At 67.0% G+C, this 21,234-nt stretch carries 9 protein-coding genes and 3 pseudogenes; 2 read left to right on the forward strand and 10 right to left on the reverse strand.

Going from position 1 to position 21,234, the window contains the following annotated elements; genetic code table 11:
- The first annotated feature begins 144 nt into the window (after positions 1-144).
- Positions 145-1,251, forward strand: a complete 1,107-nt coding sequence (locus M8859_RS29790) for an epoxide hydrolase family protein (protein ID WP_195071890.1) — start codon at positions 145-147, stop codon at positions 1,249-1,251.
- Positions 1,252-1,254: 3 nt separating this feature from the next.
- On the opposite strand, the gene M8859_RS29795 is transcribed toward M8859_RS29790, so the two are convergent.
- From M8859_RS29795 to M8859_RS29830, 8 genes and pseudogenes are all read right to left on the reverse strand, one after another.
- Complete coding sequence (locus M8859_RS29795; protein ID WP_249645179.1) at positions 1,255-1,455, reverse strand: hypothetical protein; 201 nt, start codon at positions 1,453-1,455, stop codon at positions 1,255-1,257.
- A 358-nt stretch (positions 1,456-1,813) separates the two neighbouring features.
- Complete coding sequence (locus M8859_RS29800; RefSeq protein WP_159928534.1) at positions 1,814-2,446, reverse strand: GNAT family N-acetyltransferase; 633 nt, start codon at positions 2,444-2,446, stop codon at positions 1,814-1,816.
- Positions 2,443-3,651 (reverse strand): cytochrome P450 family protein, encoded by a 1,209-nt coding sequence (locus tag M8859_RS29805; protein ID WP_195071889.1) that lies wholly within the window; start codon positions 3,649-3,651, stop codon positions 2,443-2,445. The genes M8859_RS29800 and M8859_RS29805 overlap by 4 nt, the downstream gene beginning before the upstream one ends.
- The gene (locus M8859_RS29810) at positions 3,648-4,313 is read right to left on the reverse strand and encodes a glutathione S-transferase family protein (protein WP_249645180.1); all 666 of its coding nucleotides are present in this window, start codon (positions 4,311-4,313) and stop codon (positions 3,648-3,650) included. The genes M8859_RS29805 and M8859_RS29810 overlap by 4 nt, the downstream gene beginning before the upstream one ends.
- Entirely contained in the window at positions 4,310-7,303 is a 2,994-nt protein-coding gene (locus M8859_RS29815) for a type I polyketide synthase (protein ID WP_249645181.1), read from the reverse strand. The genes M8859_RS29810 and M8859_RS29815 overlap by 4 nt, the downstream gene beginning before the upstream one ends.
- Entirely contained in the window at positions 7,300-12,591 is a 5,292-nt protein-coding gene (locus M8859_RS29820; protein ID WP_249645182.1) for a type I polyketide synthase, read from the reverse strand. Before M8859_RS29820 ends, M8859_RS29815 begins: the two co-directional genes overlap by 4 nt.
- The gene (locus M8859_RS29825; protein WP_249645183.1) at positions 12,584-19,132 is read right to left on the reverse strand and encodes a type I polyketide synthase; all 6,549 of its coding nucleotides are present in this window, start codon (positions 19,130-19,132) and stop codon (positions 12,584-12,586) included. Before M8859_RS29825 ends, M8859_RS29820 begins: the two co-directional genes overlap by 8 nt.
- 366 nt (positions 19,133-19,498) lie before the next feature.
- Positions 19,499-19,707, reverse strand: a pseudogene (locus M8859_RS29830) (SDR family oxidoreductase); the annotation flags it as partial.
- A 182-nt stretch (positions 19,708-19,889) separates the two neighbouring features.
- Here M8859_RS29830 and M8859_RS29835 point away from each other — a divergent pair.
- Entirely contained in the window at positions 19,890-20,255 is a 366-nt protein-coding gene (locus tag M8859_RS29835) for an HPF/RaiA family ribosome-associated protein (RefSeq protein WP_223515229.1), read from the forward strand.
- A 282-nt stretch (positions 20,256-20,537) separates the two neighbouring features.
- On the opposite strand, the pseudogene M8859_RS29840 reads toward M8859_RS29835, so the two are convergent.
- A pseudogene (locus M8859_RS29840) lies at positions 20,538-20,960 on the reverse strand (class II glutamine amidotransferase); the annotation flags it as partial.
- Positions 20,957-21,195: pseudogene (locus tag M8859_RS37735) on the reverse strand (Tn3 family transposase); the annotation flags it as partial. The pseudogenes M8859_RS29840 and M8859_RS37735, both read right to left, overlap by 4 nt.
- Positions 21,196-21,234 lie beyond the last annotated feature (39 nt).

Below are 21,234 nucleotides of genomic sequence, written 5' to 3' on the forward strand. Positions count from 1 at the left end.
TGCGCACCGATAGTACGTCACTCCGCCCCTGTTCCACCTCGCGCGGCCAGTGCTCGTGCGGGCTGATCCTCGACCGGATTTGCAGCGGAATGGACCATTCCGCTAGTGTTGTGGAACAAAGTATTCCGTTCCAAGGAGTTGGTCATGAACGCAATCCACCCCTTCCGCGTCGAGGTTCCACAGGCCGATCTGGACGATCTCCGCGACCGGCTGAACCGGGCTCGCTGGACTCCCGCCCTGCCCGGGGCGGACTGGAGCCGCGGCGTGCCGGTGGACTACCTGCGCGAGCTGGTCGCCTACTGGGCCGGCGAATTCGATTGGCGGCAGGCCGAATCCGAGCTCAATCGGTGGCCGCAGTTCACGACCGAGATAGACGGCCAGATCATTCACTTCAAGCACATCCGCTCCGCGCGGCCCGGCGCGCGGGCGCTGCTCCTGCTGCACGACAACCCGGGCGGGGTTATGGGCCTGCTCGACGTGCTCGAGCCGCTCTCGCGCGACTTCCATCTCGTGGTGCCCTTCATGCCCGGATTCGGGTTCTCCACGCCGCTGGCCGACACCGGCTGGACCGTCCCGCGTACCGCGACCGCGATGGCCGAACTCATGACCCGCCTGGGCTACGAGCGCTTCGGCGCGCACGGCGGCGGTGGCGGTGCGAACCTGTCCCTCGAGCTGGGCCGTCAGATCCCCGAGCGGCTGATCGGCCTGCATGTCAACGCCTACGTCGCCATGCCCGATGAGAGCGCCGGTGATTTCACCGACACCGAGAAGCAGCGCATGGCCACCATCGACGCCTTCATGCGCGACGGTATCGGCTTCAACATCATCATGTCCACCCGCCCGCAGACCATCGCCCACGGCCTCAACGATTCCCCCATCGGCCTGCTCGCCTGGGTGGTGGAGAAGTTCAAGGAGTGGAGCGACCCGCAGGCCGAGCTGCCTGAGCACACCGTTCCCAAGGACCGGATGCTCCTCGACGCGAGCGTCCAGTGGTTCACCGGCACGTCGGGTTCCATCGCGCAGAGCTACCACGACCTGGCACACGACCCCATGACGTGGGCGCCCAAGGAGCGCGTCACCGTTCCCACCGCCTTCGTGGTCGCCGCCGGTGACGTCACCGTCCGCCGCTTCGCCGACCGCGACACCACGGTCGCCCGCTGGACCGAGTTCGACAAGGCAGGCGCCTACATCGCCCTCGAACAGCCCACCCTGCTCGTCGAGGACATGCGCGTGTTCTTCGCGAACCGCTGAGCCCTATCCCGATTCTTTCGGCCGCCGCTGCGCGGCAAAGCGATCGGTGTGTGAACCGGCGTCGCCGGAGGCGGCGGCATCCTGGGCATGTTCCTGTCCGCATTGCTCGTCGATGTCGCCGACTGGCGCTGGCTGTTCGTCCTTCCCGCGGCTCTGGTCATCGCAGCCCTGGCCACGACGCTCAAAGCCCTGCCGAACTCTCACGAGCACTCCTCACATGCCTTCGACACCGTCGGGGCGCTGATCTCTGTCGTCGGCCTGGCGCTGATGGCCGGGTTCGCCTTCGTCGACGGCGGCTACCCGTCCATCCTGCCCGGCATCCTCGCCATGGGAATCGGCATGGGCCTGGCGATGACTGCGCACCCGCGCCGCGGGACTCGCGGATTCGCCACCAGGTCCGCAGCTCGCAGCGCGTCGCGAGGCGGAGGGGTTGGCATCAGCCGCGGTCCTGGGATGCGACCGGGTGGAATTCCTCGGGTACGCGGATTCCGGACTCGACGGTCATGTGCCAGGCGGCTTCTGCGGCGTCCCTGTCGCCCAAGCGGCTGAGCGGCTTGGCGCATCACCGACCGGACGTGTTCCGTACGACGATCGCGCCGTAGTCCCTGCTCGGCGGATCCGGATAGTAGTCGGGGATGATGTGCTGTCGGTCGGGCACCAGATAGCCGTGCCCCCGGTACATCTCCAGGAACGGATCGACGAGGCAGCCGCCGAGCTGACGAAACGCGTAGTCGCCTGCGTCGATCTCACCGAACCGGCGGCAGTAGGCGTCGTAGCCGGGGATCTTGGCTCCGGTGAGAACATAGTCCAGCGCCAACCGCTCGGCCAGCTCGACCGGGGTCTCCATCATCACCGCGTATGCCATTCCGCCGCGCGCGGTCCGCTTCAATGAGCCGGAGGCGAGGTAGATGGCGTTCGCGGTGTCCAGATCTATCGTCGGGTAGTAGCCGTGACCGGTCACCGTATCCCAATCGCTGAGTTCGGCGATCTTGTCCGGCGTGTAGTGCATCGGGAAGCCCATCAAGGTTCCGACGACCTCATCGTCCTGCTCGAAAATCCAGAATCCTTCGGGGAAGGCGCGCAGGCGAGCTGTCATCTGGTCCCGGCTCGCCCGCTGGGCTTCCTCCCAGTCCTGCTCGACCGCCATGATCTCGTCGAGGTCATCCAGCGCCGCCTGGCGCACTTTGATCGTCATCGCGCTTCCCAGGTGACAGGCAGGCATTCGAGGCCGTGGACGAATACGCCGATCTTCCATCGCAATGTGTCCGGATCAGCTGCGAATCCCAGTCCGGGAAAGCGCTGCACCAGGGTGCCGATAGCCACCTGCGCCTCGAGTTTTGCCAGCGACGATCCGAGACAGAAGTGCAGGCCATGGCCGAACCCCAGATGCTGGTTCGGCGTCCTGGTGATTTCGAACCGGTCCGGTTCGAGGAACCGTTCGTCATCGTGATGTGCCGACAGCAGCGAAGCGACGACCAGTTCCTCGGCCGGAATGACCGTGCCTCGGAACTCGACATCGGTCAGCGGAAAGGCCCCGGTGCTGTTTGCCACCGGCGGGCAGTATCGCAACACCTCCTCGATGGCCGACTCGATGAGTTCAGGCGTGTCGCGCAGCCGCCGCAACTGCGCTGGATGACGGAGCAGCGCCCACACTCCGTTGCCGATGAGGTTGCCCGTCGTCTCGAAACCCGCCGCGATGAGCAGGAAGACCATGCTCATCAGTTCCACCGATGAGAGCCGGTCACCATGCGTCTGCGCCTCGATCAACGCACTGGTGAGGTCGTCGCGGGGATGCCTGCGGCGTAGCGCGAGGAATTCCTCGAGGTACTGCTGAAACTCGATCGCCATCCGGCGCAGGGCGTCGAAGTTTCCGTCCGACGGCGGAGCGATCAGAATTCTGGTCCACTCCCGGAACCGCTCCTGGTCTTCGATCGGAACCCCGATCAGCTCGACCAGCACGGTGATCGGCAACCGGAATGCCAGTGTGTCGAGCAGGTCCACCGAGTCCTGCTGCTCGGCCAGGTCCAGCAGACTCTCCGTCGCCTCGGCGATGCGCGGGCGCAGCTGCGAGATTCGGCGGGGAGTGAAGGCTTTGGCCACCAGTGCGCGCAACCTGCTGTGCTCGGGCGGATCGGCGTAGAGCATGTGCTTGTCCAACCGATCGAATTCGGTGACCCGGAAGTACCGGGAGCGCGCCTGATCGGACAGTTTCCGCTTGTCCTTGCTGAAACGGGGATCACGGAACAGTTCGACCACGTCGGCGTAGCGGGTCACGCGCCACTCGGGCGCCCCCTGATGCGGATTGAACAGCCGGACGATCGGTGCCTCGGCACGCATCCGCGCCAGCGTCGGCAACGGATCGACCCGCATCTGCTCACCCCACAGGTCGAACTGGTTCATTCGGGTCGCTCCAGCACCTTGCCGACTCGAAGCCAGGTCGGCCTTCCACTGATCTCCCGCCACCACCGCGCCAGGTTCGGCCGCGCATCGATCAGGTCCGCGCCGCCCGAGGCGACCAGATATTGCAAGTAGGGCAACCAGGTGACCTCGGCGAGTGAGAACTCGGGGCTGGCGAGGAACTCCTGCCTGGACAGCGTGGCGTCCGCTACGTCGAAAGGTGTCGCTAGTGCAGCGCGGGCAGCGGCGATAGCGTCCTGGTCCGGCGGCGGCGGCAACAGCGCAGCAGCGGGGCTGCTCCGGATGATCTCGTAGACGGGGCCGCCACGGACCAGCTCCCACACCGGGCCGCTGACATAGCTTTGCTCGATGCTGATCCACTGTTCCATCAGCCCGTGCAGCTGAAGGTTGTCCGGCGTCAGCGCGGGGCCCGGCAGCCGCTGATCGAGATAGCGGATGATCGCCCGCGATTCATACAGCAGGAACCCGTCGTCTTCGAGTACCGGAATCTCACCGAAGGGCTGGCGTTGCCGGTGTTCCGGCGACTTGTCGTGTCCTTTGAGAACACTGACCTCGACCAGCTCGGCTTGCTGATCCTTCTCCGCCAGCACCATCAGCACTTTGTGCGTACACGCGCTGGTGGCTGTCCCGTAAACCTTCATCATGATCCATCCTCTTCGCGCTCCGCGACTATCTTCAGCAAGTACCGAGTGATCGCCCGTGGGGTCGGGTGTTCGAAGGCGAGGGTGGATGGCAGCGCGAGGCCTGTTCGCGCGGCCAGTTCGTGCCGCAGTTGTACGGTCATCAGCGAATCCATGCCCAATTCCGTGAATTTGCCGTCGACCGGGACATCGGATGGCGAAGACAACTGGAGCACGGTAGCCGCATCCGCGCGTACCGCTGACTCGATCGCTGCCTCCTGCTCGCCGTCCGGCAGCCCGATCAACTTCTCGAGCCAATGCACCGGCTCGACGGGGACCTGATCGCGTGGGGGTTCCGGGGTGTCGAGCCAGTGACGCCTGCGCTGCCACGGATAGTGTGGCAACGACACCACCGGGCGGCGATCCGGGTAAAGGGCGCCGAAGTCCACTGGATACCCCGCGGTATAGAGATCGGCGACAGAGTTCAGCAGGCTGCGCGTTTCCGGGCGTTCCCTGCGCAGCGTCGGTATCGCCGCCCGCGCGCCGAGACAGTTCGCGACATGGCCGGAGAGCACAGAGTGCGGTGCTATCTCGAGGAAGAGCCGCTGCCCATCTCTGGCGGCAGTATGCACGGCGTCGGCGAACCGGACCGGATGCCGGACGTTGTCCGCCCAGTAATCCGTGGTCAATTCGTTTCCGGCGATCCGGTCTCCGCGTGCCGTGCTGTACAGAGGGCATGCGGTCCGGCCTGCCTCCACCGTACCGAGTTCCTGCGCGAGTTCCATGGCCAGCGGAGCCATCGACGGCGAGTGGAACGCATAGTCGACAGGCAGCCGGCGGCAGCGAACGCCTTGTCGCTGAAGTGGGCCGAGCACGGTGTGCAGCTCTTCCACCGTGCCGGACAGCACAACGGATTTGTCGTCGTTGATCGCCGCCACAGCGACCGACGTACCGATGGTAGACAACGAGGCCGCGACCTCATCGTGGGTGAGCTCGACCGCGACCATCGTCCCCGAACCGGCTGCTCGCGCCATGATCCGGCCTCTCGACACCACGATCCTGATAGCTTCCGCGAGGCTCAACGCCCCCGCGACATGCGCTGCGGCGATTTCACCGACACTGTGCCCGATGACCGCGTCCGGTCGGACGCCCCATGAGGACAGCAGGGCGGTCAGCGCGATCTGGAAAGCGAACAGCGCGGGCTGGGCGATCTCGGTGCGCTGCAACCTCGACCGATCCGGTGGCGCGGCCAGCTCCGCGAGCAGCGAGAACGATGTGTTCTTCGCGATGAGTTCATCGCATTGACCGAGCACAGCGGCGAAAACCGGCTCGCTGGACTGCAATTGCCGTCCCATGCCGATCCACTGCGAGCCCTGTCCGGAGAAGACATAGGTGAGCGCAGGCGGTGCGTCGGCTCGTGCCACGGTGGCGCCGTCCCGTGCGAAGGCGCGCAGCTTCTCGGCCAATTCGGCTCCGGACTCGCCGACCACCGCGGTCCGCCACTCGTGATGATCGCGCCGTGCCCCCGCTGTGTAGGCGATATCGTGCGGGTCGTTGCCCCGCTCGAGGACACTCGCGTGTGCCGAAGCCAGCTCGGTCAGCGCCGCCGGGCTTCGTGCCGACAGCGGGAGCACCACAACGGGCCCGGCGCGCGGTGGCACTTGCTCGGGCGTAGGCGCTTCGGTGACGACGACATGAGCGTTGGTGCCGCTCATGCCGAACGAACTGACGCCTGCGATCCGTGGCCGATCGCCCCGAGGCCACGCCACGGCCGTCTTCGGGATCACGAATGGTGTTCCGGTCAGGGAAATCCTCGGATTCAGGCTGCTGAAGTGCAGGTTCCGGGGAATCTCCGCATTCCGCAATGCCAGTACCGCCTTGATCAATCCGGCGATCCCGGCGGCAGCTTCGAGATGCCCGATGTTGGTCTTGACGGCGCCGAGTACACAACCGCCGCTGTCCGGCTCCGGTTCGCCGAAAACTTCGGTCAAGGCCTCGATCTCGATCGGGTCCCCGAGCGCGGTTCCGGTGCCGTGGGTCTCCACGTATCCGATCTCGTCGGGCCGCACACGCGCATCGGCGAACGCCTGACGCAGCATGTCCTTTTGCGCCAGCGGGTTCGGCGCGGTCAGTCCGGCCGAGCGACCGTCCGAGTTCATCGAGGAACCCCGCAGCACGGCAAGCACCCGATCACCGTCGGCCAGCGCGTCGGACAATCTCTTCAGCACCACGATTCCGCAACCCTCGCCCCTGACGAACCCATTCGCACGCGCGTCGAATGCGCGACACCGGCCGTCCGGCGACAGCGCCTGCAGATCGGCGACTATCTGGGTCACCGACTCGTCGAGAACGAGGTTCACTCCCCCAGCCAGCGCTAGCGAGCTCTCTCCTGTCCGCAGACTGCGGATCGCCAGGTGTACCGCAACCAGCGACGATGAGCACGCGGTGTCCACCGCGAGACTCGGCCCACGCAGTCCGAGCAGGTACGACAACCGGCCCGCGCCGAAACAGTGGGCCGTTCCGGTGCCCGCGTACGCGCCCATCGCGCCGGACCTGGCGCTGAGCAGAAGGTAGTCGTTGCTGCTCATGCCGACGAACACACCGGTTCTGCTACCGGCCAGCCGCTCGGTCACCACGCCGGCATCTTCCAGCGCTTCCCACGCGACCTCGAGCAGCAGTCGATGTTGCGGATCCAGCGCCGCCGCCTCCTTCGGCGAGATCCCGAAGAACGCCGCGTCGAAACCGTCGACAGCGGAAAGGAAGGCACCGGTTCGCGCGGCATCGCCGGTGCCGCCAGCCGGCCGCTCGGACACCGCGTCGACGCCGTCGGAAAGCAACGTCCAAAATGATTCCGGGTCGTCGGCGCCGCCGGGGAAACGGCAGCCCATGCCGATCACGGCGACAGGTTCGGATTGCTGCCGCGTCAGCCGGGCAACCTCGGCCTCCAGGCTCCGCAGCGCGGCAGCCGCTTTCACCAGACGCGAGCGGTAGCCTTCCTCATCGATGACGGTCACGGCAGCTGCCTGCGTTCGAGCCGGTCGATCGAATCGTCGATCTGCGCCAGCAGGTCGCGAAGGTCATCGACCTCTTCGATGACCTCCTCGGGCTCGGCCATGCCGAGTACGTCGAGTAGCTGTTCGCTCAATGCCCGCACCGTCGGTGCGCTGTACAGCAGCGTCGCGGACAGCCGGACGCCGAGCGCCGCCTCCAGCCGGTTCCTGAGTTCGAGCGCCATCAGCGAGTCGACTCCCATGGTCGTCAGCGGCGCCTTCCGGTCGATCGAAGCGGCGTCGAGGTGCAGGATCCGGCCGAGTTGCTCAGTGACGACGTCATCGATCAATCGCGGGCGTTCGGCAGGTGTCGCCGCGCGCAGCCGGTCCGCCAACCACGGATCCGATGGTCTGCTCGCACTCTCCCGGTCATCGTCACCGAGTTCGGTGAACAGCGACGCACCGGCCAGAACCGGGTAGAACGCCAGCCACTGTCGCAGATCGAGATTGGCCGCAGCGATCTGGCTGGTGCTGCCACCCAACAGCAGACCGAGGATGTCCGTACCTTGTTCGGGGGTCAGGGTGCCAACTCCTCGATGCGCGAGTCGCTGCCCTTCGGTGTTGCGTTCTGCCATGATTCCTTCCTGCGAGTACAACCCCCAGTCCACGCACAGGGCTTTTCGGCCACCATGGTCCCGATGCCGGGCGAGCGCGCCGAGAAATGCGTTGGCGGCCGCGTAGTTGCCCTGTCCCGGCGAGCCGAGCAGGGCAGAGGCCGAGGAGTACATCACGAAGAATTCCAGCTCCCGGTCCTCGGTGAGCTCATGCAGATTCCAAGCGCCCCGCATCTTGGGTGCCAGCACGCGGTCGTACCGTTCGGCATCCAGTTCCAGAATGGTCCGATCGTCGAGCACCATGGCCGCGTGCAGCACTCCGCGCAGTGGCGGCAGCCGGTCATCGATGTCCGCGAGCATCGCGGCCACGTCCTGGCGCCGGCCCACGTCCGCCCGGGCGACCACGACCTCGACGCCTTCCCTCCTGAGCTCGTCGATTCTGGCCTGCACGTCAGGAACCGGATCATGCCGTCCGGCCAGCACGAGGTGCCGCGCACCGTGCGCGGCCAGCCAGCGCGCCAAACCGATGCCGAGCCCGCCGAGCCCGCCGCTGATCAGGTACGTGCCCCGGGCGAAGGACAATTCGACATCCCCTGGCTCGACCGAGGCCCGTACCAACCTCGCCAGATTCCGCCCTTCCTCCCGTAAAGCGATCTCGTCCTCACCGTCCGGCCCGACCAGTTCGGGAAGGAGTTCGTCGGCGCAACGGGTTGGCGCCCAACCCGATCGGAGGTCGACCCGCACGCACTCCAGTTCGGGATGCTCGACGCTCAATGTCCTTGCCAATCCCCACAACGGAGTTTGGGACACCTCGACCGGCTCGGAGCCCACCTGCTGTGCGCCTCTGGTGACCAACCACAGCCGGGGATGGTCCCGCAGACGGAGGCGAGCGAGCGCGCGGACGAGGCGCACGGTAGTGAGTCCGGTGATGTGCTGATCGGCGGTCAGCGTGTCGGCGGTGACGTGTTCGGTAGCTGTGGTGTCCAGGCTCCACAGATGCACTACCCCGACGCAGGCTCTTTCGCCACCGGCGGTGACGTTGTCGAGCAACGTGCTCCACGCGTCGTCGTCGGCGACGTCGATATCCCGCTTGTCGATCAGTACGCAGGTTTGGCCACGCTGTTCGAGCAGCGTGGCCAAACCTGCACCGACACCGGTGGAGTCGGTGAGCACCAGCCACGTCCCGGGAGACCCCTCGCGACGATCCGGGGCAACGAGCCGCTCGGCGGCGCGCCATGCCACCTGGTAGAGCCAGTCCCGGTACGGTCCCGGTCCGGCAGGCCTTGCCACTGTCAAACCCTCGACCTCGATCAGCACCGTGCCGTCTTCGTCGAGCACCAGCAGATCCCCGCTGTCCTCGGTGGACCGGGCGCGTGCGTGTACCCACACACGGTCGCCAGGTGGCCGGTGGACTCGCAGCCGGTCGATCCGAATCGGAATGACCCCGCCGCTCGCCCGCTGGTCGAGTAGCACGCTGCCGAGCACCTGGAAGCAAGCGTCCAGCAGTGCAGGGTGGCAGACATACCCCGAGGACGATCCGGTCGACTCGACCAAGGCCACGCCCTCCCCGTCACCGGTCCAGATTCGTTGCACACCACGGAAAGCCGGGCCGTAGTCGATAGCTCGCCCGGCATACCGCGCGTAGTGCTCGGCTACGGCTACCTCGCTGCCGCACCGTTCCCGCACGGACGACGGGGGCTCGGCCATCGGCGGCCCCCCGCCACCATGACGAACGGTTCCGTGCGCGCAGTGAACCCACGGTTCGTCCCTTGTCGCTCGGCAATACACCTGGAAATGGTCGGAGTCCTCGATGAACTGGACGTGCCCGGAGCCGTCTTTTGCGAGAATCGCCATCCGGTCGAAGGCGAGGTCCTCCAACACCATCGATCGTCCGCACGCGCCGAGCGCCATCTCCACATAGCCCGACGCCGGGAACACCACCGCCCCGTCCACCATGTGGTCGGCCAGGTACGGCAGATTCAGCTCGCGCTCCCAGATCCGGGTACCCGGTGAGGTTGCCGGGCTGACCGGCTCACCGAGCAATGGATGCCCGTGGTCGGCGCGCGCAGCCGGAGTTCGATCCACCCAGTACCGCTGGCGTCGCCACGGATAAGCGGGCAGTGGCACGCAGCGTCCGCCGCTCGGGTGGAGGGCGGGCCAGTCCACCTGGCAGCCTCGGACGTACAGTGCGGCAAGCGATTCGAGGAAAACCGCGCGCTCATCGTGTTCACGCCGCCCGGACGGAACGACCAGGCCTCCGTCCTCTTCGATCGAGGGCAGCAGGATCGGGTGTGGGGTCAGCTCGACGAATACCGTGCGCCCCAGCGTCATGCAGTCACGGACCGTCTGCGCGAACAACACTGGTTCACGAAGGTTGCGTATCCAGTAGGCGGTATCCAGCTCGGCCCCGTCACAGACCTTTCCGAGCACGGTGGACCACATCGGCACCGTGGTGGCCTCCGGCGTCAGCGCACCGAGTTGGTGACTCAGCTCATCGGTGATGACATCGACTTGTGGGCTGTGCGCGGCGACCTCGACCTTGATCCGTCGACAGAACACCCCCGCGCCGGTCAGCTCGGCCAGAACCTCCTCCAGCGTGTCCGGGTCGCCGGAGAGCACGGTCGAGCGCGCGCTGTTGCTCGCCGCGATCGACACCTGATCGGCGAATCCGGACAGCGCCGCGCTCGCTCGCTCGAGCGGCAGTTCCACCAGTGCCATCGCGCCGCGCCCGGCCAGTCCGCGCAGCAATCCGCTGCGGCGGCAGATGATGCGAGCCGCGTCGGTCAGCGTGAGCGCGCCGGCCACATGCGCGGCGGCCACCTCACCCATGCTGTGCCCGATGACGGCGTCCGGCTCGATGCCCTTCGATCGCCACAGTGCCGCCAACGCGACCTCCATCGCGAACAGAACCGGCTGCACGACGTCCACCCGGTCGAGCCGCGACGTGGATGGACCTGCGGTCAATTCATCGATAACGGACCATCCGGTCTCGTTTCGGATCGCGTGGTCGCATGTCTCGACAGCCGCTCGGAACGCGGGCTCACCGGCGAGCAGTGCTCGCCCCATGCCGAGCCACTGCGAGCCTTGACCAGAGAACACGAACACCACTCGCGGCCGTTCGTCCGGCTCGGCGCCGGGCACCAGCCGCGGCGGCCCGTCACCGGGCAGCACCAGGGCGGCCCGGTACTGATGATGATGCCTGCGGACAGCCGCGGTGTAGGCGATATCCCGGATGTCGGCCTGCCGCTCATCGAGCCTGGCGCGGAACGCAGCGACCAAATCGGTCAGCGCGCCCGCATCGCGCGCGGAGATCGGCACCAGTGCCGGTCCTGGTTCGGTCGCGGAAGGCTCGGCCTGCTCCGGCGGATCGGCGACGATGACGTGCGCATTGGTGCCGCTGATACCGAACGAGCTGACACCCGCCATCCGCGTCGCACCGTCGCGTTTCGGCCACGCGACCGGATCACTCGGCAGAACCAGGGCGGTTCCGGTGAGGTCGATCCTGGGATTGACGGTGCGCAAGTGCAGGTTCGCCGGGATACGCTCCCGCTGCAGCGCGAGCACGACCTTGATCAGCCCTATCACCCCAGCGGCCGCCTCGAGATGCCCGATATTGGTCTTCACCGCGCCGAGCACGCAACGCGAACCGTCGGCCCGCAACCCGCCGAGCACGTCGGCAAGCGCGTCCACTTCGATCGGATCACCGAGCGGCGTTCCGGTGCCGTGCGTCTCGACATAACTGATGTCCGCCGCGTCGGCGCGAGCGCTACGCAAAGCCTGACGGAGCAAAGCCTTCTGCGCCGAGACGTTCGGCGCGGTCAGCCCGGAGGAACGGCCGTCGGAGTTCACCGCTGAACCACGGATCACCGCGAGCACCGGATCGCCGTCGGCCACCGCGTCGGAAAGCCGTCGCAGGACCAGCATCCCGCAGCCCTCGCCCCGGACATAGCCGTTGGCCAGCGCATCGAAGGTTTTGCATCGCCCGTCCTCGGACAGCGCGCGCGAGCTGGCCAGCATGTCGGTCATGTCTCTGGCCAGCATCAGGTTGACCCCACCGGCCAGCGCCATCGCGCTCTCTCCGGAACGGAGGCTCTGGACCGCGAGATGCACGGCGACCAAGGACGAGGAGCACGCCGTGTCCACGACAATGCTGGGCCCTTGGAGACCGAGCACGTAGGACAGCCGTCCTGCGGGGAACGAGTGCCCGTTGCCGGTCACCGTGTAGATGTCCCGGTTTCCGCGGCTCAGCCGGTCGTAGTCGGTGACGACGACACCTGTGAAGACACCGGTTCTCGAGCCGGCCAGCCGGTCGGGCCGAGCGTGCCCGGCCTGTTCCAGTGCCTCCCAGGCCACTTCCAGCAGTAGGCGCTGCTGGGGGTCCATCGCCTCGGCCTCCCGGGGCGCGATGCCGAAGAAGGCCGCGTCGAATGTGTCCACATCAGACAGAAAGCCACCCCAGCGCGCCGGACTGCCGACCTCACCAACCCACCGGTCCGGAGGCACTTCGGTGATCGCATCGACGCGGTCGTCGAGCAGTCGCCAGAATTCGTCGGGGTCGCGGCCGCCGCCCGGCACACGGCAGCCCATGCCGACAACGGCGATCGGCTCGGTCTTCGCCATCAGTTCCCGGTCCAGCCGGGCTTGCAGGGTCCGCATAGCCGCCAGGGCCTTCTTCACCGGCGATGTCTGCTCAGTCATCATGCTGTTCCTGTTCGACGAGCCGGATGCTCTCCAGCAGCATGGCCTCGGCTTCCTCGTCGGAGAGCAGATCAATGTCCGCTGCCATGGAAGGCCGATCGTCCGGTTCCGGTTCTGCGGCCGGAGTCTCGGTCACCGCGAGTTCGTCCGCGATGAACTCGGCGAGCGTGGCGATGGTCGAGTAGGTGAACACCAGTGCGACGGACAACCGCACGCCGAGCGTCGATTCCAACCGGTTGCGTAGCTCCACCGCCATCAGCGAGTCCATGCCCATGTCCTGGAACGTCGACTGGCGACTCAGGCTCGGGGGATCTCGTTGCAGCGTCAGGGAGACCTGCTCGATCAGGTGCTCTTCGATCAACCCCGCCCGTTCCGGCGCGTTGGTCGCGGCCAGCCTGTCGGCGAACGCGGTGGCGATCCCCGAGGCACGGAATTCGAGCTCGTCGAACAGCGGTGTCCCCGCCACGCTGGGAAACGATTCGAACCAGTGCCGGAGGTTCAGCTTCATGACCGCGAGTTGACCGAGATCCGCACATACCCCGTGGTCCAGTGCTCGCGCAAGATCCGCCGAGGACACGTCGGCGATGCCGTGTGTCGGCATGCCGGCCTGCGCGAGGTGCAGGCTCAGTGCGCGCAGGCCGCGGGCACGGCGATGGTGTGCGATCGCGTTCACTCGTGCGCTTGCCATCGAGTCGCCCGGGGACCCGAACAACGAGGCGACCGATGAGCAGAGTACGAAGAGATCCAGCTCGCGATCGAGCGTGTGTTGGTGCCACCGCCACGCGCTGTCCTCGCCCTCGGCGTGGATGAGCCCGCGCAATGGGCCCGACGCACTCTCGATCTCGGTGATCAGCCCGGTCATCTCCAGGTCGTCGGTCGCGCACGTGTCGATGGTCGACACCTGCGCCCCCGGAAAGCTGATCGGCCCGATGGTGCCGTCTCGGTTCAGGATCACGATGTTGCGCGCACCACGGTCGGTCATCCACCTGGCAAACGACTCCGCGAGTGCGGCATCCGCGCCGACGATCAGGTATGCGCCGTCCGCCCGTAACGTCGCCACTCGCTCACGGACGTCCGGAGCGCGGACCAGCCTGGCCACGAACCGGCCACCGGGACGCAGGGCGACATCGGTCTCCCGATCATCGCTGAGCATAGCCGTCACCAGCGTGGCTGCCTCATCGAGTGTGGTCGGCGCGGCAAGATCCACCCGCGTGACCGATAGCCCGGGATGATCGAGCCCGATCGCCCTGCCGAGTCCCCACAACGCTGCCTGGTCGACATCCACCGCCGAGATGTGCTCGCCGACTGCCTGGGCGGCCCGAGTCACCACCCACAACCGTGGCTGATCGCGCCAGCCCATTCCGGCCAACACGTCGGCCACCCCCCGCAGGCTCGCGCTGCCGAGACTTCCGACGTGCACTACCCCGGTCGGCGCCGTTCCGGTCAGAACCGCACGCAGAGACTTCGTTCCGGTCGGGTCCGCTCCCTGCGCGGTGACCAGATCACACTGCTTGCCTCGAGCCCGCAGCTCTTCCGCGAGTTCAGCGCCGAGGCGATCCTCGCCCGCCAACACGATCCACGACCCGGCCCGATCTCCCACCGGTTGTGGATCTGCTCTTTCGCGCCATTCCACCGTGTACAGGCAATCTTCGACCGGATCGGGTTCTCTGAGCGGCCGTAGGCGCACGCCCTCGGCCTGCACCAGTACCCGGCCGTCGTCGTCGAGCAGGTAGAGGTCGCCGCCCGACCCCGCTGATCGGCCGTGCGCCCATACCGAGCCCGCCGGGGTCCGATGCACTCGCAACCGACCGATCCCGGTCACCACATTGCTTCCGGACGAACCGTTGCACAGGGCGATCAGCGCCTGCAGACCGGCGTCGAGCATCGAGGGAGGGATGCGGTAACCGGTCTCTCGAGCATGTGGCCGCTCCGGCGGCACGAGCCGGGCAAGCACTTCCTCGTGGCCGAACCACAGCTCCGATACCCCACGAAGGTGCTCTCCCATTCCCAGCCCCGCCCCGGCCAGCGCGCGGTAGTGCTCGGTCCGGTCTCGGTGCGTGGTGCAGCGGTGCCGAATCAGGGCGGGCGCCTCGCGCACATCCGGCTTTTCGGTGTCCGGCGCGACGGTGGCCAGTGCGTGCCGCACCCGATCCGGACCGTGGGGGCCGAATACCTGGAAGAGTCCCTCCCGCGTGCTGATCACCGTCTGAGTCGTGGGCACCGCGGCCGCGGTCACTTCCAGCATGCGCTCGAACACCAAATCGGTAACGGCGATGTCCTCGGTTCCGTACGCCTCGGCGCCCGATGCCAACGCCATTTCGGCGAACGTGGCCGCGGAGATCACGGTGTCCCCGCGCACCGTGAGGTCCGCGAGATACGGCAGCCTTACCGGGTCCAGCGCGCGTTGCCAGTAGCAGGTTCCCTGCTCTACGGCCGAGATCAGGCCTGTGCCGAGCAGCGGATGGCCCCCGTCGTCGCCGGCGAGCGCGGTACGCCGGTCGGCCGCGAGCCAGTATCGCTTCCGTTGCCACTGGTAAGCGGGCAGCGAAACGACCCTGCCGGTCTCGAGTAGCCGATCGAAATCTGGCGAGCAGCCACCGGCGTACAGTGCGCCGGCCGCGCGGCGCAGCGCGGATCGTTCGTCCTCGCCCTTGCGCAGCGAACCAACGGCGTGACCATCGATCCGGCGGGCAGCGAGGCATCGCTGGACGTTCTCCAGCAGTACCGGATGCGGGCCGATCTCCAGGAAAACCCGGTATCCGTCGGAGATCGCCCCGTTCATGGCGTCCGCGAATCGCACGGTGTCCCGCACGTTTCGTGCCCAGTAGTCCGCGTCGAATCGCTGATCGTCGACGAGTTTTCCGGAGACTGTGCTGTAGATGGGCAACCGGTTCGGCCCCGGAGTAAGCGTGCCGAGCGCTCGAGACAATTCACGCCCGGCCGGGTTCATCCGCGCACTATGGAACGCGTAACCGACCCGGAGTTCACGGTATGCGATCCCCTCGCCGCGCAGCCGTCCGAGCAAGTCGGCCAGCGCGGCGGCGTCACCGGACACGACGGTCGAATCGGGATCGTTGATCGCGCCGATCGTGAGCTCACCCTGGTACGCGCTCAGCAGGTCGCGCACCCGCTCGGCGGGCAGCTCCACCGAAGCCATCCCACCTTCTCCGGCCGCGGCCTGCATCAACCGGCCCCGGTGATACACCACCTCGACCGCTTCGGCGAGGGACAGCGACCCGGCCAGGTACGCGGCGGTGACTTCGCCGAAGCTGTGGCCGATCAACGCGTCCGGCACAAGCCCCCATTCCTGCCACAGTCGCGCGATCCCCACCTGGACAGCGAACAGAGCCGGCTGCGCGACCGCGGTCTCATCGAGGCGGCTACGTTCCACCGGCGCGGTCAGCTCGGCCGTAAGCGACCAGGTGGTCAGCGGCCGTAACCACTTCTCGCATTCTTCGACAGCCGCGCGAAACACCGGCTCGGCACGCAACAGGTTCCGGCCCATACCGGCCCACTGCGAACCCTGGCCGGAGCACACGAACACGATCGCTCGCCGTTCGCCACGAGCCACGCTGCCCATCCATGTGTTGCCGGGCATGGTCCCCACAGCCGTGGCACGCAATGAATCGGCCAGCTCCTTCGAAGATGAACCTGTCACCGCGAGCCGGTATTCGTGGTGGTCCCGCCGCACCGCGGCCGTGTAACACAAATCGCGCAGGGCGATGTCGTCGGCATCGCTGAGTTCGAGTGCCATCGTGGCCGCCGATGCCAGCAGGGAATCGCGAGAGCGGGCGGAGAGCACCAGCAACTCCGTCCGGCCCCGGTCCGTCGGCGGCTGGGCGGCGCCCAGGGTGTACAGCGCGCCCATCGAGTCGATCAAGGTGGAGCGGTCGCGGTCCGCACGGCGCAATGTCGGCAGCGCCGTGCCGCCGTGCTGCTCGACCACCGACGTGAGGATCGGATGCGGGTCCACGTCGACGAAGATCTGGCGGCCCCCGGCGAGCAGGTGTCCCATCACGGTGTCGAATCGCCATGGTTCGCGTTCGGTGCGCACCCAGTGCTCGGCATCGAGCAGCGCGCCCTTCATCTGCGCCCCGGTGGCCGCGGAGTAGAACGGTATCCGGGTCTCGCCGGGCCGCAGGTCAGCGAGCGCGGCCCGTAAGTCGGGCAGCACCGAGTCGACGTAGGGACTGTGCGAGGCGTAGTCGACCCTGATCCACGCCGACGCGACCGAGCGCGCGGCGAGTTCGTCCCGTATCGCCTCGATCGCCGATCGATCACCGGAGACGACCGTGGATCCCGGGCTCGCGCTGCCTGCGACCCATACGTCACCGCCGTGCCGGGACAGCAGGTCGTTCGTGTCCTCAGCGGACAGGTCGAGCACGGCCATTCCGCCGTGGCCGGACAGTCTGGCGGCGATCGCGCTGCGCCTGCACATGATCAGCGCGGCATCATCGAGAGTGATCGCTCCGGCGACGTGCGCGGCGGCGACTTCACCCATGCTCATCCCAGCGACGGCATCCGGCTCGACTCCCTGTGATCGCCACAGGTGGGTCAGGGCGATCTGCATCGCGAAGATCGCCGGCTGGGCCAGCTCAGTACGCTCGATCCAGCTCTCGTCGGCTGAGGTCAGCAGCCGGGTGAGGGACCAGTCGACGTGTGGGCGCAGCGCGGTCTCGCACCGCATGATGGCCGAGCGGAACGCGGGCTCACGCAACAACGGCGCACCCATCCCGGTCCACTGCCCACCCTGGCCGCCGAACAGAAACATGATCTTCGGCCGGTCGCGGTCGACAATCCCGGTGCTGATTCCAGCCCCGGCACGGCCGCTGAGGAATTTCTCGGCGCCCGTGGCGATATCGTCGCGGTCGCGAACGGACAGTGCGAGCCGGTGCGAGCCGTCCGCCTCGACCGACGCGGCGGCGCACAGTCGGGCGATCGGCGTCAGGTCCCGAGCGGACGCCAGCTCCCGCGCCGCGGCACGGAGGCCGTCTTCGGTGCCCGCGGCAAGGGGCAACAGGCAGACCGGAGCGCAATCGCCGCTCTCGAGGACCACATGGCAGTTCGTGCCGCCGAAGCCGAACGCACTCACCCCGGCGACGAGGCGGCCCTCTGCGTCACCGTGCCACCGTTCCGCCCGCCTAGGCACCCGCAAACCCCATTCACCGAGAGGGATATTCGGGTTGGCTTCCTCGAACTGGCCGCATGGCGGCACGGTGCGATGCCGCATCGCCAGCAGCACCTTGATCAGCCCGGCGATCCCGGCCGCAGGCTCGAGATGGCCGATCGCGCTTTTGACCGAACCGACCGGCAGCAGCTGGTCGCGAGACCGGCCCGCGCCGAGCACCGCGCCCAGCGCGCTCGCCTCGATCGGGTCACCGAGCGCCGTTCCCGTTCCGTGCGCTTCGACGTACCCGACCTCGGCAGGCGCAACCCCCGCTCGGCGATAAGCGCTGCGCAGCAGGGATTCCTGGGCCAGCGGGCTCGGCGCGGTCAGGCCGTTACTGAATCCGTCGTGGTTGACCGCGCTGCCCTTGAGCACACCGTGAATCGGATTACCGTCGGCGAGCGCCCGATCGAGCGGCTTGAGTACGACCATCCCGCCACCTTCGCCGCGGCCGTATCCATCCGCACGCGCGTCGAACGCCTTGGACCGCCCGTCTGGTGCCAGCGCGCCGAGCCGGGACAGTGCGTGCACCGTGTCCTGCGCGAGCATCAGGCTCACACCACCGACCAAGGCGAGATCGCACTCGCCTTCACGCACGCTCTGCGCCGCGAGGTGGACCGCTACCAGTGACGACGAGCATGCGGTGTTCACCTGAAGACTCGGGCCGCGCGCACCGAGCGTGTAGGACAATCGGGCGGGAATAATGCTCGGATCGCCTCCGGCCAAGGTGTGCTGGGTGACCAGGTCGGGGTCCGCACGAATTCCCGCTCCGTACTCACTCCACATCGCACCGACGAAAACTCCGGTCCGGCTGCCTTCGAGACCGCTGGGCGGAATACCCGCGTCATCGAGAGCTTCCTGCATCAGTTCGAGCATGAGCCGTTGCTGCGGGTCGACGTGCGGAGCCTCACGGGGAGATATACCGAAGAACTCCGGGTCGAACTCGTCGATCCGGTCGAGGAACCCGCCGCGCGGCGGACCGTCGCGCCATCGACCATCCGGCGGTTCGGTGAGCGCGTCGGCGCCCGAGCTGAGTAATCGCCAGAATGCCATCGGGTCGGGAGCGCCGGGGAACCGGCAAGAAAGACCGACGATGGCGATCGAAAGCTGTTGATCCGGCGTTTCGCGCTGCACCGGTGACGTCGAGGCGGCTCCGGTCAGCCTGCGCGCCAGAGTGATCGGCGACGGATGCGCCCAAAACAGGACTGGCGAAACGGGGTGTCCCCCTGCCTCACTCAATTCGTCGGCGAGCACCGTCAACATCAGCGAGTCGAGCCCGTAGCTGGTAAACGGCTCACGTCCATCGATCGCAAGGGGATCCAACCCACTGAGGGCGGCGGTTCTAGCTATGAGCCAGTCCCGGACAGCTTCCATAGACCAGGACAACACGGGTGAAGCTACCTCCAGCAACAATCTAGTTCGTGGCATATCCGATGCCCGACCGGCGGCTCGCCCGAATCAGACCAGATGGTATCCCCGCTGAATTGCCTATGTAAAGTGCGGGATTCGTAGGTCGGCTTCAGATGTCTACCAGCGGTTCGGAGGATCCCGAGTTCCACGATCTGGTCGGCGATAGCGAGCGCCGGGCGATTTCACCGCGGTTGGTCCGACATCAACGCCCGACCCCGGTTCCGGCACCCGCTTGGACCCGGCTCGGGAGCGAACTGCGGGATAGCTGACCGGCGGCAACACCCGCCCTCTCCGGCAACCGAGCCGCTGGCCACCGGATCGGCCGTGATGGTAGACCGCCGCGCTGGGGACGACCTCGTAGGCGCCGACCGAAGCGAGGTTTACGAAGTGCCCGCCGCCCTGCCTTGCATGACCGGAAGCGCGGCGGCGATGCCGTGGAGCACTCCGCCTACGTTGACATCCAGCACGCGGTTCCATTCGTCGACTGTCAACGCGCTCAACGGCGACAGCGGCATGACTCCCGCGTTGTCGACCATGACCACCACCAGCCGAGGCTGGTCATCACCATTTCGGCACCCCAGCCCGCTCGGTCCGATGATCATCGGGGATTACGGCCGGTACCGGGGGTATACGCGGAGCAGGCAACGGCGGTGGAGTCGATGACGAACATCATCCGGTTCCGTCCGAGTAACAGTCGCCACCTACCGGAATGGATGCGCACATGCAGATTCAGGTCAACACCGACAGCAACATCGACAGCGGCGAAAAGCTGATCCGGCACGTCGAGGAGGAGATCGCCTCGACGCTCGAGCGCTTCAGCGACCAGATCACCAGCGTGGAAGCCCACCTCAGTGACCAGAACGCGGGCAAAGGCGGACCGGACGACAAGCGATGCGTGCTGCAGGCTCGTCCGACCGGTCAGCAGCCGGTCGCGGTGACCCACAACGCCGCGACGATCGATGACGCCTGCCGGGGCGCGGCCGAGAGCATGGCGCATCTGCTCGCCAGCCGGTTCGGCCGGTTGCACGAGACAAAGGGTGGCGACTCCATCAGGCACCCGCACAAGAACCACCCACACACGAACTGAGTCGGCAGCACCCGGCTGTTCGGTACTCGGGGCGGCCCGTCGATCCGTTGACTCGGTTCAGGAATTCGGGCGGCACGTGACTGTAGGACGTCACCACCAGCGGGATCTTCACCGATTCCTGAGACGCGCTGCCCCGCCCGGCCGATAGCCGCGGTCGGGGCGGTTGCGCATCTGCTGGCCACTGACATCGAGGAGGTCCGTGATCTGTCCTCGATGAGCGGCATCCATCCTGGCCCGAGTCGGTAACCTTACTCGATATCGGCGTTGTGCTGATCTCCGAACTCAGACCGGTGAGATCGGCGCAAAGGCCCGAATCTCGGCGGTGCCGGGTCCCACCACCGCCGCCGACGATTCCGGCACTTCGTTCCACGCGCCCTCGAGGTCCCGCAGGGGCTCGGACACCACGAAACGGGTTTCGCCGCCCAGTTCGCGCAGAACCTCGATTTCCGGGTGCAGGGCGCGCAGCTGGGAGAGCTCGGTGGAGAAGAACAATGACCGCGTTTGCCGCTCGCTGGAATATCGGAAGACCCACAAGAATTCGCCGTTGGTGGTCGCGACGGTCATCTGAACCGGATGCTCGACCTTGTTCGCGTGCCCGACATCTTCGACGAAGCCGACCGCGCGGGCGACACCATCGAAGGGATCATCGACGAGACCGAACGTCAGAGCAAGGTAGAACAGAGCTTCCGTATCCGTGGAACTCTGGTGGTGATCGACTTGCCGCGTGTGGGGAACCGCTGCCCGTCGCTCGAGGACAGAGTTCCCGCCCAGAAGGTCGCGGCCCGCGGCAAACCGCTGGTGGTAGCCAATGAGCGCCAGGTTCGCTGCCCGCAGCGTCTCCTCCCGCACGTGCCACTCCTTGGTCCAGGTGAGGATGCCGTAGGAGATGCCCGCTGGTCAGGCCGAGATTCGTGGCACCGGCCAGCAGGACGGCCGAGAGTGATTCACCTATCTGCTCGACGCCGTGGACCACCACGGT

This window comes from Nocardia sputi (genome assembly GCF_023501985.1).